This is a genomic window from Pseudonocardia lacus, from assembly GCF_018531445.1.
Taxonomy (GTDB): domain Bacteria; phylum Actinomycetota; class Actinomycetes; order Mycobacteriales; family Pseudonocardiaceae; genus Pseudonocardia; species Pseudonocardia lacus.
Genome location: NZ_JAHDTH010000029.1, coordinates 20,334 through 45,732, shown reverse-complemented (window position 1 = coordinate 45,732; position 25,399 = coordinate 20,334). Strand labels below are relative to the sequence as shown.

General features: G+C 75.0%; 25 protein-coding genes. 8 read left to right on the top strand and 17 right to left on the bottom strand.

Annotated features, from left to right (window positions below; all coding sequences use genetic code 11):
• Positions 1-23: 23 nt before the first annotated feature.
• Genes KIK08_RS08990 through KIK08_RS08960 form a run of 7 tightly spaced genes read right to left on the bottom strand, consistent with a single transcriptional unit; the run spans position 24 to position 6,966 of the window.
• Positions 24-833: an SDR family NAD(P)-dependent oxidoreductase gene (locus KIK08_RS08990; protein ID WP_214402565.1), complete on the bottom strand. Its 810-nt coding sequence runs from the start codon at positions 831-833 to the stop codon at positions 24-26.
• 9 nt (positions 834-842) lie between these two features.
• The gene (locus tag KIK08_RS08985; RefSeq protein ID WP_308257512.1) at positions 843-1,796 is read right to left on the bottom strand and encodes an alcohol dehydrogenase catalytic domain-containing protein; all 954 of its coding nucleotides are present in this window, start codon (positions 1,794-1,796) and stop codon (positions 843-845) included.
• On the bottom strand, positions 1,793-2,833 hold the full coding sequence (locus KIK08_RS08980; RefSeq protein ID WP_214402564.1) for a zinc-dependent alcohol dehydrogenase: 1,041 nt from the start codon (positions 2,831-2,833) through the stop codon (positions 1,793-1,795). Before KIK08_RS08980 ends, KIK08_RS08985 begins: the two co-directional genes overlap by 4 nt.
• Positions 2,830-3,921 carry an ABC transporter ATP-binding protein gene (locus KIK08_RS08975; protein WP_308257511.1) on the bottom strand — a complete coding sequence of 364 codons (1,092 nt, stop codon included), beginning with the start codon at positions 3,919-3,921 and terminating at the stop codon, positions 2,830-2,832. The genes KIK08_RS08980 and KIK08_RS08975 overlap by 4 nt, the downstream gene beginning before the upstream one ends.
• A complete protein-coding gene (locus KIK08_RS08970; protein WP_214402563.1) occupies positions 3,918-4,958 on the bottom strand; it encodes an ABC transporter ATP-binding protein in 1,041 nt (346 codons plus the stop codon). Before KIK08_RS08970 ends, KIK08_RS08975 begins: the two co-directional genes overlap by 4 nt.
• 35 nt (positions 4,959-4,993) lie before the next feature.
• Positions 4,994-6,025 (bottom strand): ABC transporter permease, encoded by a 1,032-nt coding sequence (locus tag KIK08_RS08965; protein WP_214402562.1) that lies wholly within the window; start codon positions 6,023-6,025, stop codon positions 4,994-4,996.
• Positions 6,022-6,966, bottom strand: coding sequence for an ABC transporter permease (locus tag KIK08_RS08960; RefSeq protein WP_214402561.1), 945 nt, complete (start codon positions 6,964-6,966; stop codon positions 6,022-6,024). Before KIK08_RS08960 ends, KIK08_RS08965 begins: the two co-directional genes overlap by 4 nt.
• Positions 6,967-7,367: 401 nt before the next feature.
• On the opposite strand from KIK08_RS08960, the gene KIK08_RS08955 reads away from it, so the two are divergent.
• The 7 genes from KIK08_RS08955 to KIK08_RS08925 all read left to right on the top strand — a co-directional run bounded on the left by KIK08_RS08955 (position 7,368) and on the right by KIK08_RS08925 (position 15,068).
• Complete coding sequence (locus tag KIK08_RS08955) at positions 7,368-8,627, top strand: LLM class flavin-dependent oxidoreductase (RefSeq protein WP_214402560.1); 1,260 nt, start codon at positions 7,368-7,370, stop codon at positions 8,625-8,627.
• Positions 8,628-9,455, top strand: a complete 828-nt coding sequence (locus KIK08_RS08950; RefSeq protein WP_214402559.1) for an alpha/beta fold hydrolase — start codon at positions 8,628-8,630, stop codon at positions 9,453-9,455.
• Complete coding sequence (locus KIK08_RS08945) at positions 9,452-10,087, top strand: NADPH-dependent FMN reductase (RefSeq protein WP_214402558.1); 636 nt, start codon at positions 9,452-9,454, stop codon at positions 10,085-10,087. Before KIK08_RS08950 ends, KIK08_RS08945 begins: the two co-directional genes overlap by 4 nt.
• Positions 10,084-11,280 (top strand): 3,4-dihydroxy-2-butanone-4-phosphate synthase, encoded by a 1,197-nt coding sequence (locus KIK08_RS08940; protein WP_214402557.1) that lies wholly within the window; start codon positions 10,084-10,086, stop codon positions 11,278-11,280. The genes KIK08_RS08945 and KIK08_RS08940 overlap by 4 nt, the downstream gene beginning before the upstream one ends.
• A gap of 61 nt (positions 11,281-11,341) precedes the next feature.
• On the top strand, positions 11,342-12,781 hold the full coding sequence (locus tag KIK08_RS08935) for an MFS transporter (RefSeq protein WP_214402556.1): 1,440 nt from the start codon (positions 11,342-11,344) through the stop codon (positions 12,779-12,781).
• 29 nt (positions 12,782-12,810) lie between these two features.
• A complete protein-coding gene (locus KIK08_RS08930; protein ID WP_308257510.1) occupies positions 12,811-13,494 on the top strand; it encodes a nitroreductase family protein in 684 nt (227 codons plus the stop codon).
• Positions 13,491-15,068: an acyl--CoA ligase family protein gene (locus KIK08_RS08925; protein WP_214402555.1), complete on the top strand. Its 1,578-nt coding sequence runs from the start codon at positions 13,491-13,493 to the stop codon at positions 15,066-15,068. Before KIK08_RS08930 ends, KIK08_RS08925 begins: the two co-directional genes overlap by 4 nt.
• Positions 15,069-15,076: 8 nt before the next feature.
• Here the strand turns inward: KIK08_RS08925 and KIK08_RS08920 are convergent, their stop codons facing one another.
• On the bottom strand, positions 15,077-15,658 hold the full coding sequence (locus tag KIK08_RS08920; protein WP_214402554.1) for a TetR/AcrR family transcriptional regulator: 582 nt from the start codon (positions 15,656-15,658) through the stop codon (positions 15,077-15,079).
• A 122-nt stretch (positions 15,659-15,780) separates the two neighbouring features.
• On the opposite strand from KIK08_RS08920, the gene KIK08_RS08915 reads away from it, so the two are divergent.
• Complete coding sequence (locus KIK08_RS08915) at positions 15,781-16,812, top strand: phosphotransferase family protein (RefSeq protein WP_250556605.1); 1,032 nt, start codon at positions 15,781-15,783, stop codon at positions 16,810-16,812.
• Positions 16,813-16,817: 5 nt separating this feature from the next.
• Here KIK08_RS08915 and KIK08_RS08910 read toward each other — a convergent pair whose 3' ends face one another.
• From KIK08_RS08910 to KIK08_RS08870, 9 genes are all read right to left on the bottom strand, one after another.
• Positions 16,818-17,021 (bottom strand): hypothetical protein, encoded by a 204-nt coding sequence (locus tag KIK08_RS08910; RefSeq protein WP_214402553.1) that lies wholly within the window; start codon positions 17,019-17,021, stop codon positions 16,818-16,820.
• Positions 17,018-19,051 (bottom strand): hypothetical protein, encoded by a 2,034-nt coding sequence (locus tag KIK08_RS08905; protein WP_214402552.1) that lies wholly within the window; start codon positions 19,049-19,051, stop codon positions 17,018-17,020. Before KIK08_RS08905 ends, KIK08_RS08910 begins: the two co-directional genes overlap by 4 nt.
• A gap of 63 nt (positions 19,052-19,114) precedes the next feature.
• Positions 19,115-20,719, bottom strand: a complete 1,605-nt coding sequence (qcrB, locus tag KIK08_RS08900) for a cytochrome bc1 complex cytochrome b subunit (protein WP_214402551.1) — start codon at positions 20,717-20,719, stop codon at positions 19,115-19,117.
• Between the two features lie 91 nt (positions 20,720-20,810).
• Positions 20,811-21,419 (bottom strand): hypothetical protein, encoded by a 609-nt coding sequence (locus KIK08_RS08895; RefSeq protein WP_214402550.1) that lies wholly within the window; start codon positions 21,417-21,419, stop codon positions 20,811-20,813.
• Positions 21,420-21,521: 102 nt separating this feature from the next.
• On the bottom strand, positions 21,522-22,016 hold the full coding sequence (locus KIK08_RS08890; RefSeq protein WP_214402549.1) for a glycosyltransferase: 495 nt from the start codon (positions 22,014-22,016) through the stop codon (positions 21,522-21,524).
• 79 nt (positions 22,017-22,095) lie between these two features.
• Positions 22,096-22,446 carry a cupin domain-containing protein gene (locus KIK08_RS39710; protein ID WP_214402548.1) on the bottom strand — a complete coding sequence of 117 codons (351 nt, stop codon included), beginning with the start codon at positions 22,444-22,446 and terminating at the stop codon, positions 22,096-22,098.
• A gap of 121 nt (positions 22,447-22,567) precedes the next feature.
• Positions 22,568-23,227, bottom strand: coding sequence for a response regulator (locus KIK08_RS08880; protein ID WP_214402547.1), 660 nt, complete (start codon positions 23,225-23,227; stop codon positions 22,568-22,570).
• The gene (locus KIK08_RS39705) at positions 23,224-24,390 is read right to left on the bottom strand and encodes a sensor histidine kinase (RefSeq protein ID WP_214402546.1); all 1,167 of its coding nucleotides are present in this window, start codon (positions 24,388-24,390) and stop codon (positions 23,224-23,226) included. Before KIK08_RS39705 ends, KIK08_RS08880 begins: the two co-directional genes overlap by 4 nt.
• Positions 24,387-25,220, bottom strand: coding sequence for a CPBP family intramembrane glutamic endopeptidase (locus tag KIK08_RS08870; protein WP_214402545.1), 834 nt, complete (start codon positions 25,218-25,220; stop codon positions 24,387-24,389). Before KIK08_RS08870 ends, KIK08_RS39705 begins: the two co-directional genes overlap by 4 nt.
• Between the last annotated feature and the right edge of the window lie 179 nt (positions 25,221-25,399).

The following is a 25,399-nucleotide window of genomic DNA, read 5'->3' as shown; positions in this document are numbered from 1 at the left end:
GGCGTGCTGCCCGGGCCGGTCGGTCAGCCGGTGAACTGGCCCCCGGCGGGCAGCAGCAGCTGCCCGGTGGTGAACGTCGACTCCGCCGAGGCCAGGTGCAGGCAGGTGGCCGCGATCTCGGCCGGTCGGCCCAGCCGGTTCATCGGCGTGATGCTCATGGCCGAGGCGAACGCGGCCTCGTTGTCCTCGATGCCGTCGATCATGGGCGTGGCGGTGTAGCCGGGGCCGACGGCGTTGACCCGGATGCCGGTCCTGGCCAGCTCCAGGGCCATGACCTTGGTGAGCATCCAGACGCCGGCCTTGGACACGCAGTAGGGCGAGGCGCCGGCCAGCGGGATCTTCGCCGCGCTGGAGGCGATGTTGATGATGGAACCGCCGTCGCCCTGGGCCAGCATCTGCCGGGCCAGCGCGCGGTCGGTCTGCAGCACGCCGATGACGTTGACGTCCAGCACCCGCTGGAACGCCGCGACGTCGAGGTTGACGACGTTCGTCGCGCCCTCGGACGCCACCCGGGTCTGCACGTTGCTCGGCCCGGCCGCGGTGGCGATGCCGGCCGAGGCGACCCCGACGTCGACCCGCCCGAACTCGGCGACCGCCGCGTCGACGAGCGCGTCGCACTCGGCCTCGCTGGTCGTGTCGGTGCGCACGTACAGCGCCCGCCGGCCGGCCTTCTCCACCAGCGCGACCGTCTCGTCGCCCGGCGCGAGGTCGGCGACGACGACGTCGGCGCCCTCCTCGGCGAACCGGGCGGCGGTGGCCTGCCCGATGCCGCTCGCGCCGCCGGTGATGACGGCGACCTTCCCCTCCAGCTTCCCGTTCAGCGCTGTCCCCATGTCTCCTCCTCAGAACGTGAGCACGAGCCGGCCGCGCACGCCGCCGGCCTCCAGCCGGCGGTGCGCCTCGGCGGCCTCGGCGGCGGGCAGGGTGTCGGCGACCCGCGGCGTGAGCCGCCCGGCCAGCACGAGCTCGGCGAGCCGGGCGATGCCGGCGCCGTCGTGCAGGTGGTCGCCGACCCTGACCGGGTGGATCCGGATGCCGCGCTCGGAGGGCCCGGGCCAGAACCGCACGGTGGCCAGCGCCCCGCCGTCGCGGACGATGCCCAGCGCCGCGGCGTCCAGCACGGCCGCGTCGATCAGCCCGTCGACGCCGCCGGGCACCGCCTCGCGGAACGCGGCGACCTCCTCGGCGGCATCGCGGGAGGCCGGCACGACGACGTCGGCGCCCAGGCCCTCGACCAGCGCGCGGTCCGCGGGCTTCGCGTCCGCGACCACCCGCAGCCCGGCCACCTTGCCCAGCTCGATCGCGTACCCGCCGACCGCCCCGGCGGCCCCGGTGACGCCGAGGGTGTCGCCGGGGGACAGGGCGAGGTGCGCCAGCGCGGAGACGACGGTGAGCCCGTTCATCGGCAGCGTCGAGGCCTCGGCGTCGGACATCGGGTCGGGCACGGCGGCCACCGCGTCGGCGGGCACCACGACCTTCTCCGCGTACGACCCGCCCTGCGGGCGGCGCGGCATGACGATGGCCATCACCCGCTGCCCGACGGCCCACCCGGCGCCTTCCCCGACCGCGTCGATGACGCCGGCCAGCTCCATGCCGGGGATCCACGGCGGGGCCAGGCCCTCCTTCGGTCGCGGCCCCGTCAGCCGGTACATGGTGTCGGTCGGGTTGACCGCCGTCGCCGTCGTGCGGATCCGCACCTCACCCGGGCCCGGCTCGGGCACCGCCAGCTCGAACCGCTCCATGACCTCGCAGCCGCCCGTGCGGGCGAAGCCCACGGCCACCATCGTCCCGCTCACGGGATCACCACCACCTTGATCGAACCGTCGACGGCGTGCTGGGCGGCGAACGCCTCGGCCACCCGGGCCAGCGGCACCCGGTGGGTGACCAGGTCGTCGACCCGGACGTGGCCCTCGGCCAGCAGCCGGAAGGCCTCCGCGGCGTCGTCGGCGGTGTAGGCGAAGCTGCCGCGCAGGCGCAGTTCCTTCTGCACGACCGTGTTGACGTCCAGCGGGGGAGTGCGGCTGGTCAGCCCGGCCACGACGATCGTGCCGGCCGCCCGGGTGACCGCGGTGGCCAGCTCCAGCATCGGCAGCGCCCCCGAGCACTCGACGACGGTGCCGGCGTTCCCGCTGCCCAGCTGGTACGGCGAGGTCGACGTGCCCCAGCGGTCGAGCAGCCGGGCCTTCAGGGCGTCGACGCCGTCGCGGGCGTCCAGGACGGTGGCGCCCGCGGCGGCCCCGGCGGCCAGCCGCGGCGGCGACACGTCGATGCCGACGACGTCGGTGGCCCCGTAGGCGAGCAGCGCCCGCAGCGCGCACTGGCCGATCGAGCCCAGCCCGGTCACCAGGATCGGCTCGTCGAGCGCCGCCGAGCGGACCGCGCGCACCGCGACCGACAGCGGCTCCAGGAACGCGCCCTCCTCCAGGCTGAGCCCGTCGGGCAGCCGGAACACCCGCCGGCCCAGCAGTGCGCGCGGCACCAGTACCCGGTCGGCGAGCCCGCCGCCGGCACCGTGCACCGGGGCGGCGCACAGGTTCGTGTTCCCCACCGCGCACTGGGCGCACCCGCCGCACGGGCCCATGGGGTTGACCGCCACCCGGTCGCCGACGGCGATGCCCCTGACCTCGGCGCCGACCGCGCGCACGGTGCCGGCGAACTCGTGGCCCATCCGGGAGCCGGGCGAGATCCACGCGCCCTCGGCGAAGGCGTGCACGTCCGAACCGCAGATGCCGCAGGCGCCCACGTCGATGACCAGGTCGGCCGGGCCGGGCTCCGGGTCGGGCAGCTCGGCCAGCCCGACCGAGCCGATGCCCTCCCACAGCGCCGCCCTCACGCCGGCACCCGCTGGCGCCGGGCCGCACCGAGCGAGCGCACCGACGCCCCGGCCAGCGTCGGACCGCTGGTGTGCAGGTGGCAGGCCACCTCGCCGGAGCCGTGGGCGCGCGTCGGCTGCGGCACCTCGGTGCGGCAGAGGTCCATCACGTAGGGGCAGCGGGTGTGGAACCGGCACCCCGACGGCACCCGCGACGGGTCCGGCGGGTCGCCGCTGAGCACGATCCGCTCGCGGGAGCGCTGGACCCGCGGCGAGGGCACCGGCACCGCCGACAGCAGCGCCTCGGTGTAGGGGTGCGTCGGGGAGTCGAAGACGCGCGCGGCGTCGCCGTGCTCGACGATCTGGCCCAGGTACATCACCGCGACCCGGTCGGAGATGTGGCGCACCACCGACAGGTCGTGGGCGATGAACAGGTACGTCAGCCCGATCGCCGCGGACAGCTCCTCCAGCAGCCCGATCACCTGGTTCTGGGTGGACACGTCCAGCGCGCTGACGGCCTCGTCGAGCACCAGGATCTTCGGGTCGGCGGCGATCGCCCTGGCGATCGTCAGCCGCTGGCGCTGCCCGCCGGAGAACTCGTGCGGGTAGCGCATCATGTACTCCGGCGGCAGCCCGACCCGGCGCAGCAGCTCACCGACCCGCTCGGCCTTCTCCTGCCGGCCCAGCTGCAGGTGCACGTCGAGCGGCTCGCCGATCGACTCGCGGATCAGCATCGACGGGTCCAGCGACGAGTAGGGGTCCTGGAAGACCATCTGCACGTCGCGGCGGGCCGCGCGCAGCTGCTTGGGCGGCAGCCCCAGCAGCTCGCGGCCCTGCAGCCGCACCGACCCCTCGGCCGGCTCGATCAGCCGCATCACCCCGCGGGCGGTGGTCGACTTCCCGCAGCCGCTCTCGCCGACCAGCCCGAGCGTCTCGCCCTCGTGCAGGTCGAAGCTGACGCCGTCGACCGCGCGCAGCGGCGGCGGCGCGGCCCGGAACGGGCGGCGCCGGCCGGGGAAGCTGACGACCAGGTCCCGGACCTGCAGCAGCGCCGTGGCGTCCGGCGCGGTGCCGTTCGCGGCGCCCTTGTCCGTGTCGACCGGGCTCACGGGGTACCTCGCAGGGTCAGCTCGGGGTGCCGCAGGCACCGGGTGGAGTGGGTGGGGCCCAGCTGCACCAGCTCCGGCGAGCCGCCGCCGGTGCAGCGGTCGTCGGCGTAGCGGCAGCGGGGGTGGAACCGGCAGCCGTCGGGCATCGCGCCGACCCGCGGCGGGTGGCCGGGGATGCTGGCCAGCTCGCCGGCCGGCTGGTCCATCCGCGGCATCGCGGCCAGCAGGCCCTCCATGTAGGGGTGGCGGGGCTGCTCGAACAGCTCGGTGATCGGCGCGCCCTCGACGATCTGCCCGGCGTACATCACCAGCACCCGGTCGCAGACGTCGGCGACCACGCCCAGGTCGTGGGTGATGAAGATGACCGACATCCCGTGCTCGCGCTGCAGCTCGCGCAGCAGCTCCAGGATCTGGGCCTGCACCGTGACGTCCAGCGCGGTGGTCGGCTCGTCGGCGATGATCACGTCCGGGTGGCAGGCCAGCGCGATCGCGATCATCACCCGCTGCCGCATGCCTCCGGAGAACTCGAAGGGGTACTGCCGGTAGCGCCGCTCCGGGCTGGGCACGCCCACCCGGTCGAGCAGCGCGATGGCCCGCTCGCGGGCCGCCCGCCGCGACAGCCCCTCGTGCCGGCGCAGCACCTCGGCGATCTGGTCGCCCACGGTGAACGCCGGGTTCAGGCTGGTCATCGGCTCCTGGAAGATCATCGCGATGCGCGGGCCGCGGATGTCGTCCATCTGCTTGGGCGTGAGCGCGGTCAGGTCGTGGTCGAGCACCCGCAGCGTCGTCGCCCGCACGCGGGTCTGCCGCGCCGGCATCAGCCCGGCGATCGACAGGCACGTCACGGACTTGCCGGAGCCGGACTCGCCGACGATGCCGAGGGTCTCGCCGCGGGCGACGCGGAACGACACGCCGTCGACGACGGTCGCCCAGCCGTGCTCGGTGAGCACCTCGACGACCAGGTCCTCGACCAGCAGGGTCGTGTCGGTGTCGGTGGTCGGACCCGGGGCAGGGGACGGGGGCAGGGTCTGGGTCATGGGTGCGTCCTCCCGGACTTCCTCGCGCTGGCGGGTCACGACTCGGTGCGCTCCTCGCGGCCCAGGGCGTCGCGCAGGCCGTCGCCGAGGGTGACGAAGGTGAACACGGTCAGCGCGATCAGCACCCCCGGGAAGATCCCCAGCCAGGGCGAGCGGCCGTAGTACAGGAAGCCTTCGCGGATCATCGAGCCCCAGCTGGCGTCCGGCGGCTGCACGCCCAGCCCGAGGAAGCTCAGCCCGGCCTCGGAGAGCATCGCGTAGCCCGCGGTGACCGCGACGGCGACGGTCAGCGGGGACAGCGTGTTGGGCAGGATGTGCCGCAGGATGATCATCCCGGTCGGGGTGCCGATGCTGCGCGACGCCTCGACGAAGGTCTCCTCCTTGAGCCCGAGCACCACGCCGCGCACCAGCCGCAGGAACCGCGGGGCCATCAGGATCCCGACCGCGAACATCGCGTTGCGCAGGCTCGGCCCGAGCACCGCGACCAGTGCGATGGCCAGCAGCAGCGGCGGGAAGCTCATCGCCGCGTCGGTCAGCCGCATGACGACGGCGTCGAAGCGGCCGCCGATGTAGCCGGTCAGGAAGCCCAGCGGCACCCCGATCACCATCGCCACGGCCAGCGCCAGGCAGATCGCCAGCAGCGAGACCCGGGTGCCGACGATGAGCCGGCTGAGGATGTCGCGGCCCAGCTGGTCGGTGCCCAGTACGTGCCCGGCGGTGAACGGGTCGAGCAGCACCCCGCGCAGGTTCTGCGCGTTGGGGTCGGCGGGGGTGATGAACGGCCCGATCGCGGCCACCACCGCCAGCAGGGCGAGCACCCCGAGCGCGATCATCGCGCCGCGGTTGCGCCCGACGCGGCGGCGGAAGTCGGCCCACGCGCCGCCGCCGTGCACGACCGCCGCGGTCGCCTCGGCGGGCACCGTGCCCGCCGGCAGCGCCGAGGCGCCCGGCGCGGCCGGCGCGACGGCGAGGTCGGGCTTCGGCTCGGTGGTGGTCGGCTCGGTGGTCGGCTGGGTGGTGGTGGGGTCGGCGGGCGCGGTCGGGGACGGGCGCTCGGACGGGGTCATCGGGGCCGCACCTTCGGGTTGAGGTAGCCGTACGCGAGGTCGACGAGCAGGTTGCAGACCACCGCCACCAGCACCGCGACCAGCACGATCCCCTGGATCACCGGGATGTCGCGGGTGGTCACCGCGTTGATGGCGATCTGCCCGAGGCCGGGCACGCCGAAGATCTGCTCGACCAGCACCGCGCCGCCGAGCAGCCCGGTGATCTGCAGGCCGAGCACGGTCACCAGCGGCACGCTGGCGTTCTTCATGACGTGCTTGCCGATCACCATCCGCGAGCGCAGGCCCTTGGACCGGGCCGTGCGGATGTAGTCCTGCTGCAGGACGCCGATGATCGAGCCGCGCAGCTGGCGGGTGCTCTCGGCGGCGCCGGCGATGCCGAGCGTCAGGGCGGGCAGCAGGATGTGCGCCAGCCAGGCCGCCGGGTCCTCCTCGATGGCCACGTACCCGGTCGCCGGCAGCCAGCCCAGGCCCAGGCTGAAGATCAGCACGAACACCAGGCCGAGCCAGAACGACGGCAGCGCGATCCCCAGCGACGAGCCCACCGTGGCGAACCGGTCGAGCCAGGTGCCGCGGCGCAGGGCGGACAGGATCGCGGTCGGCACCGCGATCAGCAGCGAGATGACCAGCGCCGTCCCGGCGAGCGCGATGGTCACCGGCAGCCCGTCGGCGATCGAGGTCGAGACCGCGCGGCTGGTGAACAGCGAGGTGCCCAGGTCGCCGGAGAGCGCCCCGGTCACCCAGTCCCAGTACTGCACCACGACCGGGCGGTCGAGGCCGAGCCGCTCGCGGACCGCGGCGACCTGCTGCACCGTGGCGTCCGGTCCGGCGATGGTCACCGCCGGATCGCCCGGGATGAGCAGCACGAGCCCGAACGCCACGAATGTGACCAGGACCAGTACCGGCACCGTGGTCAGCACCCGCATGGCGAAGAACTTGAGCACCGTCGGCGACCTCCTCGAGGACAGCTGTGTCGTTCAGGGGGTGTCGTTCAGGGGGTGTCGTGCAAGGAATGCGTCGTGCGGGTCGTGCGGGCAGCCGTCAGCGGACCGGGATGTGCCCGGTGCGGGTGGTGGGCTGCGCGCCGGTCCGGGAAAGAGCCCCGGAAGCGGGTCGGCGTGGTGGCGCCGGTGCCGGACGCTAAGCGCTGCCGCCCGGCGGCCGCAATGGTTCACCCGGGAAAACAGCGGATAACGATGCGATCACGCGGGTTTTCGGCGGGGTTGTGTGGAGGTGTCCATCCCGGGCCGGGGCGAAGTGTGCGGATCTCCATTGCCGGTCCCCGGGGGTCGACTGACGATAGCCGCGTCCCCGACCGTCCCGATCCGAGGGTGGTGCACGAACGGTGAAGTTCCACTGGTTCGCGGAGGTCACCTACGACGACCTCCCCGCGGGCTTCCCGGCCGCCGGCCAGGGCGCCTGGGTGGACAGCCCGATCGGGCTGGCCGACCCGCGCCGCGTCGGCGAGAACTACCGGATGTTCCTGCGGCTGATGCAGCAGGCCGACCGCGACGGCTTCGACGGGCTGGCGGTCAACGAGCACCACCAGACCCCGTTCGCGATGACGCCGTCGCCGAACCTGCTGGCCGCGGGCCTGGCCGGGACCACGGAGAAGGCCGCGATCCTGGTCATCGGCGACTCGCTGGCGCTCTACAACCCGCCCACCCGGGTGGCCGAGGAACTGGCCTACCTGGACTGCCTGTCCGACGGGCGGGTCATCGCCGGGTTCGTCTTCGGCACCCCGATGGACTCCGCGTTCGCCTACGCCCGCCCGCCGTCGGAGCTGCGCGAGCGGTTCCACGAGGCCCGCGAGCTGATCACCCGCGCCTGGCGCGAGCCCGAGCCGTTCGCGTTCAACGGCAAGTACACGCAGTTGCGCTACGTGAACCTGTGGCCCCGCCCCGTCCAGGCCCGCCCGCCGATCTGGGTGCCCGGCTCGGGCAGTGTGGAGACCTGGGAGCTGGTGACCCGGGAGAACTACTGCTACGGCCACCTCTCGTTCTCCGGGCTGCGCGCGGCCAAACCGGTGGTGGACAACTACTGGAACTACGTCGCCGAGAACGGCGGCGACATGAATCCGCACCGGATGGCGTTCACCCAGCTGATCTGCGTCGCCGATTCCGACGCCGAGGCCGAGCGCAAGTACGCCGACGCCGTGCGCTACTTCCAGCGGGTCAAGGACCCGGCCACCCGGTTCGCGACCCCGCCCGGGTACACCTCGCCCGAGTCGCTGCGCGGCATGCTCGCCCGCGGCACCTCCCCGCAGGCCGCCGAGGACCGCAGGCGGGCCACGGCGGGCGAGATGAGCTTCTGGGAGTACGACGAGAAGGGCTACATCATCGCCGGCACGCCCGACCGGGTCGCCCAGCGCGTCCGCGAGCTGGCCACCGAGCTGCGCGTCGGGCAGCTGATCGCCTGCCTGCACATGGGCGACCTGGCCGAGGAGACCGCGGCCGAGAACACCCACCTGTTCGGCACCCGGGTCATCCCGCAGCTGCGGGACCTGTGGGCCGACCAGCCCGACCACTGGACGCCGACCGCCACGCACCGGGACGCACCGACGACCGCCGCGGCGGGCGCCGGAGCGCTCGTGGGAGGGGACTAGATGTCGACCGCCACCACCCCGGGCTCGGGGACCGCCACCGTCAACGGCGTCTCGCTGCGCTACGACGTGCGCGGCGACGGCCCGCCGCTGCTGCTGATCTCCGGGCTCGGGGCCAGCTCGCTGGCCTGGGCACTGCTCGCGCCCCGGCTGGCCGAGCGGTTCACCGTCATCACCTTCGACAACCGCGGCACCGGGCGCAGCGACGTGCCGCCCGGCCCGTACGCGATCGACGACCTGGCCGACGACACCGCGGCGCTGGTCGATCACCTGGGCGTCGGCCCCGTCGCCGCCGTGGGCTGGTCGCTGGGCGGCTCGGTGCTGCAGTCGCTGCTCATCCGGCACGCCCGGGTGCTGTCGCGGGCCGTGCTGGTCACCGCGTTCCCGTCCTACACCCCGGTGCAGGACGCCTGGCTCGACACGGGCCTGGCGCTGCGCCGGGCCGGGGTCGACCCGGTGGCCATCGGCATCACCGGGATGCCGTGGGTGTTCACCCCGCGGCTGCTGGTCGACCACGCCGCCGCGGCCGCCCAGGCCGAGCTGGCCCGGTCCGACCCGCACCCCACCACGCTGGCCGGCTTCGAGGCCCAGGCCGCCGGGCTGCGCGTCTACGACTCCCGTCCGCAGCTGCCCTCGGCGACCACGCCGACGCTGGTGCTGGCCGGCGCCGAGGACGTGCTCACCCCGGTCTCGCAGTCGGTCGAGATCGCCGAGCTGATGCCGAACGCGACCCTGCAGGTGCTGCCGCGCGGCGGGCACGGCCTGCCCGTCGAGTACCCGGACGACACCCTGGCCGCGATCACCGCCTACCTGGACCGGACCGCACCATGAGCGAGCCGGCGAGCGGCCCGACTGCGCCCCGGCCGCTGCACGTCGTCGGCATCGGCGGCACCGTCCGGCCGGGGTCGTCGAGCGAGCAGGCCCTGCGCATCGCGGTGGAGCGCGCCGCCGCCGCGGGCGCCACCACCCGCGTGTTCGCCGGCGCCGAGCTGGCCCAGCTGCCCATGTACGCGCCGGAGGCCGGCGACGGCGGCCCGGTGGCCCGCGAGCTGGTCGAGCACCTGCGCCGCGCCGACGGCGTGCTCATCGCGTCGCCGGGCTACCACGGTTCCATCTCCGGGCTGGTCAAGAACGCCCTGGACTACACCGAGGACATGCGCGACGACGCGCTGCCCTACCTGGCCGACCGCTCCGTCGGGCTGATCGTCACCGCCTACGGCTGGCAGGCCGCGGTCACCACCCTCACCGCGCTTCGCGCCATCGTGCACGCGCTGCGCGGCTGGGTCACCCCGTACGGGGCGGCGGTCAACTCGCTGCAGACCGGCTTCCGCGACGGCGCCTGCGGCGAGCCGCGCGTCGTCGACCAGCTGCGCACGGTGGCCGACGAGGTGGTCCGCTTCGCCGAGCTGGTGTCGGCCAGCCGGCACGAGGTGCTGTCCGGGCCGCAGCCGGGGGAGGGGTGAGCGCCCCCGCGGAGCAGCGGCTCGTGGCGCTGCCCGCGACGACGCCGAGCGCCGCACCGGACCCGGTCGCGGCCGCCCACCGGGCGCTGCGCGAGGGCCGCCCGGTCCTGCTCGTCGACGACCTGCGCGACGGGCCGGCCGCGGGCGCCGGGGTCGTGGTGACCGCCGCCGAGCTCACCGACACCCGCACGATGGCGTTCCTCGTGCGCGAGACCAGCGGCATCGTGTGCGTGGCGATGACCGGGTCCCGGCTCGACCAGCTCGCCGTCCCGCCGATGGGCGGCGACGGCACCGACCCGGACGCCTCGGCGTTCGCGGTGTCGGTCGACCTGCGCGCCGGCACCACCACCGGCATCTCCGCGGCCGACCGCGCGCTGACCGTCCGCGCGCTGGCCGACCCTGCCACCGGGCCGGCCGACCTGCTGCGCCCGGGGCACGTGCTGCCGCTGCGGGTGCGCGACGCCGGGGTGCTGGAGCGGGCCCGCCCGGCCGAGGCCGCCGTGGACCTGTGCCGCGGGGCCGGCCTCGCCCCGGCCGCGGTGCTCGCCACCGCCGTCGACGGCGCCGGGGAGCTCGCCGGCCGGGAGCAGTTGCTCGCCATGGCCGAGCGCCACGGCCTGGCGCTGCTGGCGGTGTCCGACGTGCTGGCCGACCGGCGCCGCCGCGAGCCTCCGGTGCGGCGGGGGGCGACGACCGCGCTCCCGATGCCGCACGGCCGGTTCCGCGCCGTCGGCTACGGCGCGACCGCGCAGGCGCCCGGATCCGGATCCCGCCACCGCGACGAGCACCTGGCCCTGGTGCGCGGGGACGTCGCGGCCGGTCCCGGGCCGGTACTCGTCGGCGTGCACCGCGAGTGCGCGCTGGGCGACGTGTTCGGGTCGCTGCGCTGCGGGTGCGCCGCCCGGCTGGACGCCGCGCTGGCCAGCATCGACGCGGCCGGTCGCGGGGTGCTGGTCTACCTGCGCACCGCGCACGCCTTCACCCGTCCCGCCGCCGGGGCGAACCCGACCGGCTGCGGCGCGCCGGCCGAGCGCGAGGACCTCGTCGCCGCGCACATCCTGCGCGACCTCGGCGTCGGCACGGCGCTCGTGCTCTCCGACGACCCGGCCGAGCCGGGCCGGCTGGCCGGGTGCGGCCTGGCCGTCGCCGGGCGGCGCTGCCTGCTGGGCACGGCCGAGGCCGACGTTGTCTGACCGGCTCGCCGCAGCACCGACCCCCGCACCATCCGCGCCCGCACGGCCGGACACCCCGGCCGTGCGGCGCGGGCCGTTCCTGGCCCTGGTCTGCAGCGTGCAGTTCATCCTGCTGGTCGGCGGCACGGTGGTCACCGTGTCGCTGCCGGCCATCCGCGCCGAACTCGCGCTGTCGGCGGCGCAGCTGCAGTGGGTGCTCACCGCGTTCGCGCTGACCTTCGGCTGCCTGCTGCTGCTCGGCGGCCGGGCCGCCGACGTGCTCGGCAGGCGCCGGCTGTTCCTGGTCGGGCTGGCGGTGTTCGCGGTCGGCTCGCTGCTGTGCGCGCTGGCCACCGCGCCCGGCCCGCTGATCGCGGCCAGGGCGCTGGCCGGGGTGGGCGCGGCCATGGCGTCCCCGGCGGCGATGTCGCTGCTCACCGGCGTGTTCACCGAGCCGCGCGAGCGCAGCCGGGCGCTCGGGGTGTGGGCCGCGGTCGGCGCGGGCGGCGCCACCCTGGGCAACGTGCTCGGCGGCCTGCTCACCGCGGCCGGCGGCTGGCGCTGGATCTTCCTGGTCAACGTGCCGGTGTGCGTGCTCGCCTTCGCGGGGGCGTTCGCGCTGGTGCCCGCGGTGCGCGGGGCGGCGCGCCAGCGCCTTGGCCTGCTCGACGGGCTGCTGGCCACCGCGGCGGTCGCCGCGCTGATCCTCGGCCTCACCGAGCTGCAGACCGGCGGGGCGGGCCCGCTCGCGCTCGGCGCGCTGCTGGGCGCGCTCGTGCTCGGCGTGGCATTCGTGGTGCTGCAGGCGCGCTCCGCCGACCCGCTGCTGCCGCTGGCGCTGTTCCGCACCCGCACGTCGGTGGCGTTCCTGCTGGTGCTGGTGGGCTCGGGCGCCGGCATCGGCGCCTACTTCGTCAGCTCGCTGTTCCTGCAGGAGGTGCTGGGCTGGAGCGCGCTGCAGGCCGGCGTGGCGTTCGTGCCGTGGGCCCTGCTGATCGCGCTCGTCTCCCAGGTGGTCTCGCGCAACCTGCACCGCGTCGGGCCGCGGCTGCTGGTGCCGCCCGCGCTGCTGTGCGTCGCGGCCGGGGCGGCGCTGCTGGCGCTCGCCCTCGACCCGGCCGCCGACTACGCCACCGGGCTCCTGCCGGCGTTCCTGCTGCTCGGCCTGGGCACCGGCACGGCCGGCGTGAGCTGCACGGTGACCGCGGTGTCCGGCATCCCCCGCCACCGCCACGGCGTCGGTGCGGGGGCGCTCAACAGCACCCAGGCGGTCGGCAGCGCGCTCGCCATCGCGCTCGTCGCCCTGCTGTCCGGGGCGGTGGCCGGCCACCTGCTCAGTACCGGGACCGCGGCCGTCACGGCCACGCTGGCCGGCTACCGGGCCGCGCTGCTGGCCGCGGCGGGCGTCGCGGTCGCCGGTGCGCTGCTGGCCGCGCTCGTGCTGCCGAGGCGGGTGCCCGTGCCCGAGGATGCGGAGGAGGACGTCGCGCTGTCCAGCCCGGCGTCCGCCCCGCTGACCTGATCCCGTTGTTCCCGAGGAGGACCCCCGTCGTGGACCCCGCAGTGGACCCCGCAGTCGCCGACCCGGCGTCGCTTCCCGTGCTGGAGGCGCTGCACTCCACACCCGCCCGGCGCTACCTGGCGCCCGACCCCATCCCCGACGGCGTGCTGTGGGAGATCCTCGACGCCGCCGTGCGCGGGCCGTCGGGCGGCAACGCCCAGCAGTGGGGCTGGGTCGTGGTCACCGACCCGGACGTCAAGCGCACCGTCGCGGCCTGGTACCGGGAGAACTGGGAGGCCGCCTACGGCGTGCGGCGGGCGCAGATCCTGGCCGGCGAGGTCGACGGCGGGCTCACCCCGCGCGGCTACCTCGGCGCCGAGCACCTGGCCCACCACCTCGCCGACGCACCCGTCTGGGTGTTCCCGGTGCTGCGCGGCGCGGCGGGCGCGACCAGCCCCCGGGTCGGCTCGTCGATCTACGGGGCGGTCCAGCACCTGTGCCTCGCGGCCCGCGCCCACGGCATCGGCACGTCGCTGACCACCCTCTACGGCGGCCACGAGGACGAGTTGCGTGCGCTGCTCGGGCTGCCCGAGGACGCGCTGACCATGGCCCTCGTCCCGCTCGGCTACCCGTCGAAGGGGCGGTGGGCGCAGCCGAAGCGGCGCCCGGTCGAGGAGGTCGTGCACTGGGAGAAGTGGGGCGCGCACCGCGAGCGCGGCGGGGTGGCCCGGTGAGCTCGCCCACGCCCGCCCAGCTCGACGCGCTCTCGTTCGAGCCGCTCACCCCGACCGCCTACCTGGACCGCGCGGCCGCCGCGCACGGCGACCGCATCGGCGTCGTCGACGGCGAGCGCCGGTTCACCTACGCCGAGCTGCACGAGCGGTGCACCCGGCTGGCCGGCGGCCTGGCCCCGCTCGCGCAGGGCCGCCCGGTGGCGGTGCTGGCGCCGAACACGCACGTGCTGCTGGAGGCCAACTACGGCGTGCCGTGGGCGGGCTCGGCACTGGTCGCGGTGAACACCCGGCTCTCGGCCGGCGAGGTGGCCTACATCCTCGAGCACTCCGAGGCCGCGGTGCTCGTGCACGACCCCGCCTTCGACGACCTGGTCGACACCGCGCTGGCCCGCCTCGCCTCCCCGCCTGCCCGGATCCGGGCAGGCGAGGAGTACGAGCAGCTGCTGGCCGGCGCCCGGCCGCGCCACGACACCCCCACCGACGAGCGCGCCCTGCTCTCGGTCAACTACACGTCCGGGACGACCGGGCGACCCAAGGGCGTGATGTACCACCACCGGGGCGCCTACCTGCAGGCGCTGGCGATGGTCGGGCACACCGGGCTGACGCCGTCGGCCGTGCACCTGTGGACGCTGCCGATGTTCCACTGCAACGGCTGGTGCTTCCCCTGGGCGGTGACCGCCGCCGCGGCCACCCACGTCTGCCTGCCCAAGGTCGACCCGGCCGAGGTGTGGCGGCTGATCCGGGCCGAGGGCGTCACGCACCTCAACGGCGCCCCCACCGTCCTGTCGATGATCGCCTACGCGAAGGACGCCGCACCGGTCGAGACGACCGTGCGCATCGCCACCGGCGGGGCCCCGCCGTCACCGGCGATCCTGCGCCGGATGGCCGAGCTGGGCTTCGACGTCACCCACCTCTACGGGCTGACCGAGACGTTCGGCCCGGCGATGATCTGCGACTGGCGCCCGGAGTGGGACTCCCTCGACGGCGATGCGCAAGCCCGGCTCAAGGCCCGCCAGGGCGTCGGCAACATGATCGCCTGCGCGGTCCGGGTGATCGACGACGACGGCCGCGACGTGCCCGCCGACGCCACCACGACCGGGCAGATCGCCCTGCGCGGCAACAACGTCATGCTCGGCTACCTCAAGGACCCGGAGGCGACCGCGGCCGCCGCCCCGGACGGCTGGTTCCGCACGGGCGACATCGGCGTGCTGCACCCCGACGGGTACGTGGAGCTGCGCGACCGGAGCAAGGACGTGATCATCTCCGGCGGGGAGAACATCGCCTCGGTCGAGGTCGAGCAGGCGATCATGGACCACCCGGCGGTGCTGGAGGCGGCGGTCATCGCCGTGCCCGACGAGCGCTGGGGCGAGGTGCCGGCCGCCTACGTGACGCTGCAGGAGGGCGCGTCGGTGACCGAGGCCGAGATCGTCGCGCACGTGCGGGAGCGGCTGGCCCGGTTCAAGGCGCCCAAGACCGTCACGTTCGGGGAGCTGCCCAAGACCTCCACCGGCAAGATCCAGAAGTACGTGCTGCGCGACAAGGCCTGGGCCGGGACCGACCGGCGCATCCAGTGACGGCCCGGTCAGCCCGCCCCGACCAGGCGCAGCGCGAACTCGGTGTACTGCCACGCCACCTCGTTCTCGGAGAGCTCGCCGTCGGCGCGGTACCACGCGGCGATGCCCATGCCGAGGTCGAGGATCGCGTAGGAGGCCAGCCGGACCGACTGCACCCGGAACCGGCCGGCCTCGGCGCCGTCGTGGACCAGCCCGCGGAAGCCGCGCTCGTACTCGTCGCGCCTGCGCAGCACCGCCTCTCGGTGCGGCTCGGCCAGGCTGCGCAGCTCGCGGGCCCCGACGAACGCCTCCAGCCGGTGGCGGGCGTGGTAGCGCACGTGCGCGTCGACGGCGCGCCGCAGCCGCTCCACCGGGTCGGAGGTGGTGGCCACCGCCGCGCGGTGGGCGGCCAGCAGCGCGTCCATCGTGCCGGTCATGATCTGCACCAGCAGGTCCTGCTTGGACGCCACGTGCTTGTAGAGGCTGGGCCCGCGCATGCCGACGGCCGCGCCGATGTCGGCCATCGTGGTGGCCGTGTAGCCGTTGCGGGTGAACAGTTCGAGCGCCGCGGCCCGGATGTCGTCCGTGCGCGTGCTCGCGGCCACCGTCATCGCGTCCCCTCCCGCCGGCTAGGTGAGCATAGCGAGCCGATCGGTGGGGGCGCGCACGGAGCGAATCCTGGGCCGGCAGGACCCCTACCCTGCGGGCTAATGACTGTTAGCCTGGGAGCACCATGAGCGTCGACCTCGATCCCGGCCCGGCGATGGCCGGCCTCGACCTGCCCGCCCTGGAGGCGTTCTTCGCCACCGAGGTGCCCGGCACCGGCCCGCTGCGCGCGGAGCTGATGCACGGCGGCCGGTCCAACCTCACCTACCGGCTCACAGACGGCCGGTCCACCTGGGTGCTGCGCCGACCGCCGCTGGGCGGGCTCAACCCGTCCGCGCACGACATGGCCCGCGAGTACCGCGTCGTCGCCGCCCTGCACGGGCGCGGGGTGCCGGTGGCCCGGCCGGTGGCGATGACCGAGGACCCGGCGGTCATCGGCGTGCCCTTCGCCGTCGTCGAGCACGTCCAGGGCACGGTGCTGCGCACCCGCGGCGACCTCGACCCGTTCTCCGACGACGACCTCGCGCGCTGCGCGCGCGGCCTCGTCGAGGTGCTCGGCGCGCTGCACGCGGTGGACCCGGCCGAGGTCGGGCTGGCCGGGTTCGGCCGCCCCGAGGGCTACCTCGCCCGCCAGGTGCGCCGCTGGTACGGCCAGTGGACCCGGATCGCGACCCGGGAGCTGCCCGACGTCGAGGCGCTGCACGAGCGGCTGGCCCGCGACTGCCCGCCGGAGAGCGGCGCGGCCATCGTGCACGGCGACTTCCGCATCGACAACGCCATCCTCGACCCCGACGATCCGGGGGTCGTCCGCGCGCTCGTGGACTGGGAGATGGCCACGCTCGGCGACCCGCTGGCCGACCTGGGCCTGCACATCGCCTACGCCGACCCGGCCTTCGACCCGGTGCTCGGCGGCGCCGCGGCCTCCACCAGCCCCCGCCTGCCCCGCCCCGACGACCTCGCCGCCCACTACGGCGCCGTCACCGGCCGCGACCTGAGCGGACTGGCCTTCCACATCGCCCTGGGCTACTTCAAGGCCGCAGTGATCGCCGAGGACATCCACGCGCGCTACCTGCGCGGCGACACCGTCGGGGCGGGCTTCGACCAGGTGGGGGCGGCGGTGGCCCCGCTGGCCGCGACCGGGCTCGCGGTGCGGTGGTAGTCCGGTCAAGGCGCGGCGGCTCCGTCCGCATCCGGGACCGCGCGTCGGGCGCTGTCGGCGGGTCCGCTCCGCATGGCGCGGATGATGTCGGGTCGCTCGGTCGGGGTCGTGCCGCGGAGAGCGAGCCACCAGCGGATCTCCGCGAAGACGGCGCGCAGGCACACCGTGCCGGCGGACGCGGCGGCCAGGAGCGTCGCGACCTCCGTCATGCCCGGACCACCCTTCCGCCGGCCCGCTCCTCGCCGACCGCGACGTACGGGCCGGCCGGGAGCTGACGGGGTCGTTCGTAGGCCCCGGCGTGGGCCCGTGGAGGGTCGTCGATCTGCGGTCGGGCGACCAACGTGCACGATCCGTGGGTCACCGTGTAGTCGCGGCCGGATCTGCTGAGACCGGTGCCCGGCAGGCCGATGGCGTGATCGGTGAGGGACGAGACGACGTCGATCCCGTAGGGGAGGCCGGACCACCGCAGTTCCCACGAGTCGCCCTCACCCCACAGCCGACGTCCGGCGTCCCGCGGCGCACCGATCGGGTCCGGCCGGGGAAGGGGGTCGGAGAACCAGGTCCCCAGCGCCCAGTTCGCGTTCGGGTCTGCGGTGCAGATCCGCACGATGAGCGCCGCGAGGAGCTGTTCGGCATCCGGAGACACGGGTGGGAGGCCGTCGAGCGCGGCTCGCTCGGAGTCCGTGACGTCCACGTCCGTGCCGCACCAGCGGGAACCCGGCCACCACGATTCCGGGTCCGGTGCCGGGATGCCCGAATGGTGGCCGGACTCGTCGGTGATGGTCAAGGTCGCGCCGGTGGGGAGATGGAGCATCTGGAAGGTGCTGCGGCCGGGTCGACCGACCATGCGCATGCCGGGCAGACCGTCGTCGGGATGGGAGTTGACGAGGTACGCCGCCACGTTGCGCGGTGCTTCGGCCACGACGACGAGGTCGTCGTGGCGAGGGGACAAGATCATTGTGTAGCGGGTGATGGTGTCGACCCGCGTGTCGGCCGGTGCTTCGACCCCCATGCGCCCACCGTTGAAGACGTGCAGGGCCAGCAGCGCTCGCAGCTTCCGCTGCCTGTCCGAGCAGGTGTCGAGCCCGTGCGAGCCATCGGTGCCGAGACCGGCGGCCGCCGCGCGGCGGCGTTCCTGCGTGTATCCGGCGCGCTCGTCCGCTCGTCGTGCGGCCGTGCGGGCCAGGCGCCGCCCGGTGGGCGAGTCCAGCCACGTCCGCCACGGCGCGTCCTCGAGCCCTTCCACCCGTCGTCGCAGATCGAGGTCGTGCTCCGGCCGCACCGGTGTCTCGCGCCGGAGGGACAGCTCGCCGTCGGCGTTGACCAGCAGCGCGGCGTCGGCGTTCGCGAAGCGCACGGTCGAGGTCCCGGGCAGCCCGAAGACGGGGTGCCGCAGGTCTGCGGCGACGGCGGCGGCTTCCAGGTGCCCGGTCCACTGGATCTTCCACGAGCGGGCCTGGAAGAAGGCGTCCGCGAAGAGCGCGTGACGGAGCAGGGGGAGCCGCCGGAGCAGGCCGCTGCCCAGGCCGACCAGGTCTGGCGGGACGGGTGCCTGGGCGTGGTGCCGGTGTTCTGCGGAGGTGATCCGATCCGGGGAGAGATCCCAGAGCCGTCGGCCGCGATCGTCGTCGAACGCGTCCGTGAGGTACGCCATCGCGGCGGCCCTGACCGCCGCAGGGACGTTCCTGATCACCGCGGTGGCGTTCGTACCGAGGAGCTGCAGTTCCAAGTGGTCGCCGTGGGGGCGGACGCGCAGGCCCGGCGTGCCGGACACGCCGTCGTCGCCCCGGTGCGGCAGTGCCTCGGCGAGGAACGGACCGAGGACGTCGGGGCCGGTCAGCGCCAGCGCGATCCCGCCCGGTCGCGTCGCACGGCCCGGGAGGACGGCGGCGACCACCTGCGCGGGGCGCAGCAGCGTCCCCGGCGGGCGCCAGTGCAGGTGGCGGACGGCCGCGGCGGCGGCGAGCAGGAGCGAACTCTCCAAGGCCCGCTGGTCGGCGTCCTCGGCGTCGGGCATCAGCAGCGCCCGCGCTCCGGCGATCTCGTGGTGGGTGACGACCAGCGGTGTCGCGAAGGGATCGCGGCCGTGCGACCGGAGAGCGTCCACCAGGAGCCGGCGATCCGACGCCGTGAACCCGGCCAGCGCCGCACTGATGGCGGGCGCGGCCTCGGAGATCCGTTCGCGGGTGTACCACCGCCGCAGATCCACGAGTTCCTGCTGCAGGCTCGTCCGGCCCATGGCTGTCCTTGTCCCTGCTCCCGGTGCGCAGAAATAAGGACGGCGAGGTGCGCGCGTCTGACGTCAGTGGTTGGTGCTCGAACGGTGAGTACCCCAACTCTGCGGCGGCGGTGTCGCTCCGGTGCCGGGGGAGCGCTGCCTGCCAGGCGCCCGCTCAGGCGCCACCGCGATAGTAGCGCAGATGCGGGGCCCGGTTTCACGGAGTCGCCGTCCCGCCACGCGCCGCTCGCCATCGACGCTCGAACGGTCGAGTTCGAGGAGTTCGGTCAGCGGTACGTGCCGCTCGACGTACCCGCCGTGGGGCAGCCGCCGGATGAGGCCGGTCTCGACGCCGTGCTCGCGCACGACGCGCTCGGCGTGCTGCAGCCCGAGGCACAGCCGGTGGGTCACCCGGTGGGCGATCACGGGTAGCACCAGGACGCCGACCCGGCCGGCCCAGAACAGCGCGTCGCTGGACAGGTGGAAGGTGAGGGCCAGGACGTCGGTGGCCGCGGCCAGCTGCAGGCAGGCGTAGAACGTGACCACCGCGGCGCCGAACGCCGTCCGTCCGGGGGTGTCGCGCGGGCGCTGCAGGACGTCGTGGGGCGCGGTGTCGCGGCGGAACCGGGCCTCCAGCGCCGGGTAGAGGGCCAGCGCGAGGAACGTCAGCGGCAGGAACACCATCGACGGCCAGAACCACGGCGCGATGGTGTACTCGCCGATCCGGATCTCCCAGGCCGGCCACAGCCGCACCGCGCCGTCGACCCAGCCGAAGTACCACGGCGACGTCGAGCCCCCCGAGACGTGCGCGGGGTTGGCCGGGCCGTAGGTCCAGATCGGGTTGACCTGGAACAGGGCGGCCATCGCGGCCAGCACGCCGACCGTGGCGGCGAACAGGGCGGCCGAACGGGCCGCGTGGTCGGGCAGCACCCGCACGCCGACGACGCCGGCCCCGGACCACGCGCGCCCGCGGTGCCGCGGGTGGCCGTGCCGGGCGTGCAGCGCCGCGCGCCACGCGAGCAGCCCGCCGATGACGAGGGGGAGCAGCAGGTGCGCGGCGTGCAGCCGGGGCACGACCTCGGTGCCGGGGAACTCCCCGCCGAACAGCGCCCAGTGCAGCCACGTGCCGATGACCGGGATCGACAGCAGGTAGCCCGAGATCATCCGCAGGCTCGTCCCGGACAGCAGGTCGTCGGGCAGCAGCACGCCGGTGAAGGCGGCCAGCACCCCGACCACCAGCAGCAGCGCGCTCGCCACCCAGATCCGCCGCCGCGGGTGGCGGAACGCACCGGTGAAGAACGCGACGGCCAGGCCGGCCAGCAGCGAGGCGATGAACAGCGACGACGCCCAGTTGTGCAGCTGTCGCACGAACAGCCCGCCGCGGACCTCGAACGACAGCGCGAGCGCGCTGTCGTAGGCGTGGCTGACCGGGACGCCTTGCAGGTTCCGGTAGGGACCGTCGTAGACGGTCTCGGCCATCGAGGGGTCGAAGAACAGCTCCAGGTAGGCCCCGGTGAGCGCGAGCACCACGAAGCTGCCGCCCGCGACCTGCCCGAACAGCACCGACCATCGTCTCGGCACGACGGCGTGCAGCCGTCCCCGCACGACCGCAGCGAGGCCGGGCCGTTCGGTGCCCGGGCCACCTCCGTCGCGGGACCGGTCCGGGCCGTCGGTCGTCGTGGTGTCCATCGCGCACCCCTGTCCGGGTAGCGTTGCCTCTACTGCCTGTAGAACTTCTACAGTACGTAGAAATGCGCGTCGCGGCCAGCCTCCCGGAGGATCAGCCGGAGGCGCGGGCGGACACCGTGATCGTCTTCGGGGAGCCCTCGGCGCCGGCCGGCCAGACCGTGTAGGTGTGCGTGGTCGTGCCGGTGGCCCCGCAGGGGAAGGACAGCGTCAGCGACCCGCTGGCCGGGTAGTCGCGGCCGTAGGCGCCGTAGCGGCCGGGGTCGTCGACCGCGACCGCGGCCCCCGACGCCCCGCTGACCGACCAGGCGATCTTCACGTCGGTGCCCGGCTGCGAGAACGGGGCGTCCGGGGTGCCCTGGATCGGGCAGCTGGGCTGCTGGGCGACCTCCAGGGAGGTGACCTTCGGGGCCGGCTCCGGTGCGGGCGCCGGCGCTCCGCCTCCGGACGGGTTGCCGCCGCCCTGGGCGGGGCGGGCGGACGCGGGACCACCGGTGGCGGCCGCGCCGGCCTCAGGCGCGGGGGTCGCAGCGGGAGCGGGGCCGGGCGTCGCGGTCGAGGCCGCCGCCACGGTGTCCAGCCCGATCGGCTCCGGAGCGTCCCCGGCGTGCGCGCTGCCGCCGACCGGGCCGCAGCCCGACAGCGAGAGCACCGCTGCCGCGGCGAGAGCGGCGAGCAGGGGCGTGGACGGGCGTCGGGACATCGGATCCTCCGGGCGTGTCGATGTCGGCGAGTCTTCGCCGCCGCCGGCCCCCGCACGCTCCCCGCGACCGGGACGATCCGCCGCCACCGGAGTCAGCCTTCCCTAACGGTCCGGCAACCCACCCCACCCGATCATCACCCGGTCGTCCTCCGCCGGCGGACCGGCGGGGCGGAACAGGTCGTCGAACATCCGGGTCCGCTCGAAGGCGGCGGCGTGCTCGCGCCCGCGCCGTTCGAGCAGGCGACGTTCGTGCTCGGACATCTCCAGCACCACCCGGTCCAGCGCCGCCGCCAGCGCGGCGACGTCCCCGGCGCCCACCACGACCGCGGCGTCGCCGACGGCCTCGCCGGTGCCCCCGGTGGGCGTCGTGATCACCGGGCCGCCGCCGGCCAGCAGCTTCTCGGTCAGCGCGATGCCGAACGTCTCGAAGTAGCCGGTCGGGTAGGCGCCCGAGTAGGCGCACGCCGAGACCATGCCCAGCGGCGACGTCGCGCCGGGGTGGGTGTTGCCGACCTGGGGCTTGGGGAACCACCACGTCGCCGCCAGACCGCTCGCGGGGGGCAGGTGCGTGGCGGCGGTCCCGATGAAGGGATCCACTTCGGTGTCGATGCCGAAGTATGCGGTCGGGTCCCGGCCGGAGCGGTTGCGCCGGTGTGAACGCTCCGGTGCGGGTCCGTTACAGCTTGCGCAGCCCGCCGATCCGCGTCGGTCGGCCGTCCGGGTTGGGGCCGTAGATCGCCAGCATCCGGGCCCGGTCGGGGGCGGAGTACGTGCCGGTGGAGCCGGCCGGCACGCGGACGACGCTGCCCGCGGTCACCTCGACGGTGACGTCGTCGCAGGTCACGTACAGGGTGCCGGCCAGCACGTAGGTGATCTCGTCGAAGGGGTGCTCGTCGACCCACTCCTCGCCGATGAGCTCCCACTCGGTCAGCGCGACGGTCTGCCACCCCTCCGCGGTCGCCGGGATGAAGGCGTGGCTGCGGGTGGGTCCGCCGCGGTCACCGGCGGGGTGGACGACAGGCGGCACGGTGCGCTCCCTCGGTCGACGGGTCCACCGCCGACCCTCGCACCGCGCGCGGCCCTGGTCGAGCCCGGCGTCCGGTCCGCCGGGACGGACGTCGGGTTCCGCGCCGGGTCCGCCGGCCCCGTCAGGTGGCCAGGCCGTGGCGGTACGCGTACACGACGGCCTGGACGCGGTCGCGCAGGTCGAGCTTGGTCAGGATGCGCGAGACGAAGGTCTTGACGGTCTCCGGGCTCAGCTGCAGGGTCGCGGCGATCTCGGCGTTGGACAGGCCGTCGGCGATGAGCCGCAGGACCTCCAGCTCTCTCGGGGTGAGGGCGGGGTCGCGCGCCATGCCGTCGACGGGGCGGATCCGGGCGGCGTAGCGGCCGACGAGCCGGCGGGTCACCTCGGGGTCGAGCAGCGCCGCGCCGCCGGCCACGACCCGGATGCCGTGCAGCAGGTGGGCCGGCGGGGCGTCCTTCAGCAGGAAGCCGCTGGCCCCGGCGCGCAGCGCCTCGTAGACGTACTGGTCCAGGTTGAACGTGGTCAGCACCAGCACCGTGACCGGCTGCGGCACGCCGGCGCCGGCCAGCCGGCGGGTGGCCTCGATGCCGTCGAGGACCGGCATGCGCACGTCCATCAGCACGACGTCGGGGCGCAGCCGGCCGGCCAGCTCGACCGCGGCCTTGCCGTCGCCGCACTCGCCGACGACGTCGAGGTCGGGCTGCGCGTCGATGATCGTGACCAGCCCGGTGCGGACCAGCAGCTGGTCGTCGCAGACCAGCACCCGGAGGGGCCCGTTCACGAGCGGCCGCCGGTGGGGATGCGCGCCCGGACGAGGAACTCGCCGCCGGAACGCCGGCCGGCGCTGAAGTCGCCGCCCAGGACGTCGACCCGTTCGCGGAGCCCGGCCAGGCCCCGCCCGCTGCCGATGGCGGAGGCAGCGCGGGACGCGGTGGGGGAGTCGGGGCTGTCCGTGCAGACCTCGACGGTGATCTCCCGGCCGCCGTGGTGCACGCGCACCGAGGTGCGGGTGCCCCAGGCGTGCTTGAGGGCGTTGGTCAGGGCCTCCTGCGCCACCCGGTAGGCCACCAGGTCGGCGCTGCCGGTGGGCTCGGCCGGCGTGCCCTCCTCGGTGAACTCCACCGGCTGCCCGGTCCGGCGGGTGTGCTCCACGAGGGCGTGCACGGTTCCCGGGGCCAGGGTCCCGTCCGCGCTGCCGTAGTCCGGGTCGAGCAGCTCCAGTACGTGGCGCAGGTCGCTGATGGCCCGCCGGCCGGTGTCGGTGACCGCGGTCAGGGTCCGGTCGAGGCGGTCGGGGTCGGCGGTCAGGTACCGCGCGGCCTCGGCCTGCACGACCATCGCCGTCACGTGGTGGGTGACCACGTCGTGGAGCTCGCGGGCGATGCGGGTCCGCTCGGCGGCGCGGGTGTCGTCGGCGATGCGGAGGCGCAGCTCGGCCTCCGCGGCCCGGGTGGAGCGCAGCCACGACCCGGCGCCCCAGATGAGCGCCAGCGCCAGCAGGAAGGTGAGCACGTCGACCGGGGGTTCACCGGCGCCGACCATGGCGAGCGCGACCGCCAGCCCGAGGAACGCCACCGCGCCCAGGACGGCGGTGGCGCGCCGGTACCGGCGCAGGTGGGCGCCGGCGCTCAGCAGCGCGACGGGCAGCGCCATGGTGGCGATCGAGTGGTAGCCGCCGAGCTGGTCGACGGCGAAGCCGACCGACACCAGGGCGAGGCAGGCCGCGGGCCAGCGCCGCCGCACGGCCAGCGGGAGCCCCAGCAGGACGACGGCGGCGACGCCCAGCGCGTCGAGGGGGCGGGTCGGCACGCCGCCGAGCTGCGTGCCGTTGCTCTGGAACACCGGCAGCAGCGACGTCGTCAGCAGCAGCAGGCCGAGCGGGAGGTCGCGGACGGTGACGTCGAGCCGGTGCCACCGCTGCACGGCCCACCGGCGGTCGATCACCGGCGCAGCGTAGTGGCGACGGTGTCGCGCTCGGAGCGGCGGCGGGGCACCAGGTTGGCGCGCCGGCGCGCCAGCCACAGGAACGCGGCCGTGGCCAGCAGGCAGAACAGCAGCGCGTACGGGCTGCCCTCCGGACCGAAGTCGCCGCCGGTGAGGATCGCCGGGCCCGACATGCTGGCGTCCAGCAGCCCCAGCGGGGTGTCGTTGCCCGAGACCTCGGTGCTGAAGACGGCGCCCGCGGCCAGGTTCCAGCCGAGGTGCACGCCGATCGGCAGCCACAGGTTGCGCGCCGCGATGTACGCGGCGGTCAGCAACCCGCCGCCGGCGATCCCGACGGCGACGGCGCCCCAGGCGGTGGCGTTCGGGTTGAGCAGGTGCATGGCGCCGAAGACCGCGGCGGTCACCAGCAGCGAGATCCAGGTTCCCGTCCACCGCTCGACGAACCGGAACAGCACCCCGCGGAAGAGCAGCTCCTCGGACACCACGGCCGCGGCGGTGAAGCCGAGCAGCCCGACCGCTCCCGGCACCGAACCCAGCCCGTGCACCTGGTAGTACTCCAGGAACCAGAGGTTGGCGATGACGGCCCCGAACAACGCGGCGCCCAGTAACACCCCCCGGGTGAGCCCGGACCCGGCGCTCCCGCCGGCCAGTTCGGTGACCGGGCGGCGCTCGGTCAGGCCCACCACCCACCGGTAGGCCAGCAGCGCGACCACGGCCGTCGCGAGGCCGATGGCGAGCGTCAGCCACGGATCGCCCTGCACCGCGGCGATGCCCTGCTGTCCCGCCGCGGAGATCACCAGGACCGTGAGGAGCTGCCAGACCACTCGCATGAGAACCCTTCCGTCGAAGATCCGCGAAGGCTAGGGATCCGCCGGTCGGGTCTCGTCCCCTCACGGAGGACACTTGCCCGTAGCTCGGACGGGGGACGTGTGACGTGATCGCGCCATCACCGCACGGGTCTTGGAAGGGGTCGCCTGCTGGCATACGGTCGAAGGGAGCGACGCGAGGG

What these genes read in the sequence shown, in the direction of transcription:
- KIK08_RS08945 (WP_214402558.1), top strand. Translation starts at nt 9,452, where the DNA reads ATGAGCGAGCCGGCGAGCGGCCCGACTGCGCCCCGGCCGCTGCACGTC.
- KIK08_RS08965 (WP_214402562.1), bottom strand. Translation starts at nt 6,025, where the DNA reads ATGACCCCGTCCGAGCGCCCGTCCCCGACCGCGCCCGCCGACCCCACC.
- KIK08_RS08905 (WP_214402552.1), bottom strand. Translation starts at nt 19,051, where the DNA reads ATGGGCCGGACGAGCCTGCAGCAGGAACTCGTGGATCTGCGGCGGTGG.
- KIK08_RS08915 (WP_250556605.1), top strand. Translation starts at nt 15,781, where the DNA reads ATGAGCGTCGACCTCGATCCCGGCCCGGCGATGGCCGGCCTCGACCTG.
- KIK08_RS08895 (WP_214402550.1), bottom strand. Translation starts at nt 21,419, where the DNA reads ATGTCCCGACGCCCGTCCACGCCCCTGCTCGCCGCTCTCGCCGCGGCA.
- KIK08_RS08910 (WP_214402553.1), bottom strand. Translation starts at nt 17,021, where the DNA reads ATGACGGAGGTCGCGACGCTCCTGGCCGCCGCGTCCGCCGGCACGGTG.
- KIK08_RS08970 (WP_214402563.1), bottom strand. Translation starts at nt 4,958, where the DNA reads ATGACCCAGACCCTGCCCCCGTCCCCTGCCCCGGGTCCGACCACCGAC.
- qcrB (WP_214402551.1), bottom strand. Translation starts at nt 20,719, where the DNA reads ATGGACACCACGACGACCGACGGCCCGGACCGGTCCCGCGACGGAGGT.
- KIK08_RS08870 (WP_214402545.1), bottom strand. Translation starts at nt 25,220, where the DNA reads ATGCGAGTGGTCTGGCAGCTCCTCACGGTCCTGGTGATCTCCGCGGCG.
- KIK08_RS08990 (WP_214402565.1), bottom strand. Translation starts at nt 833, where the DNA reads ATGGGGACAGCGCTGAACGGGAAGCTGGAGGGGAAGGTCGCCGTCATC.
- KIK08_RS08950 (WP_214402559.1), top strand. Translation starts at nt 8,628, where the DNA reads ATGTCGACCGCCACCACCCCGGGCTCGGGGACCGCCACCGTCAACGGC.
- KIK08_RS08920 (WP_214402554.1), bottom strand. Translation starts at nt 15,658, where the DNA reads ATGACGGTGGCCGCGAGCACGCGCACGGACGACATCCGGGCCGCGGCG.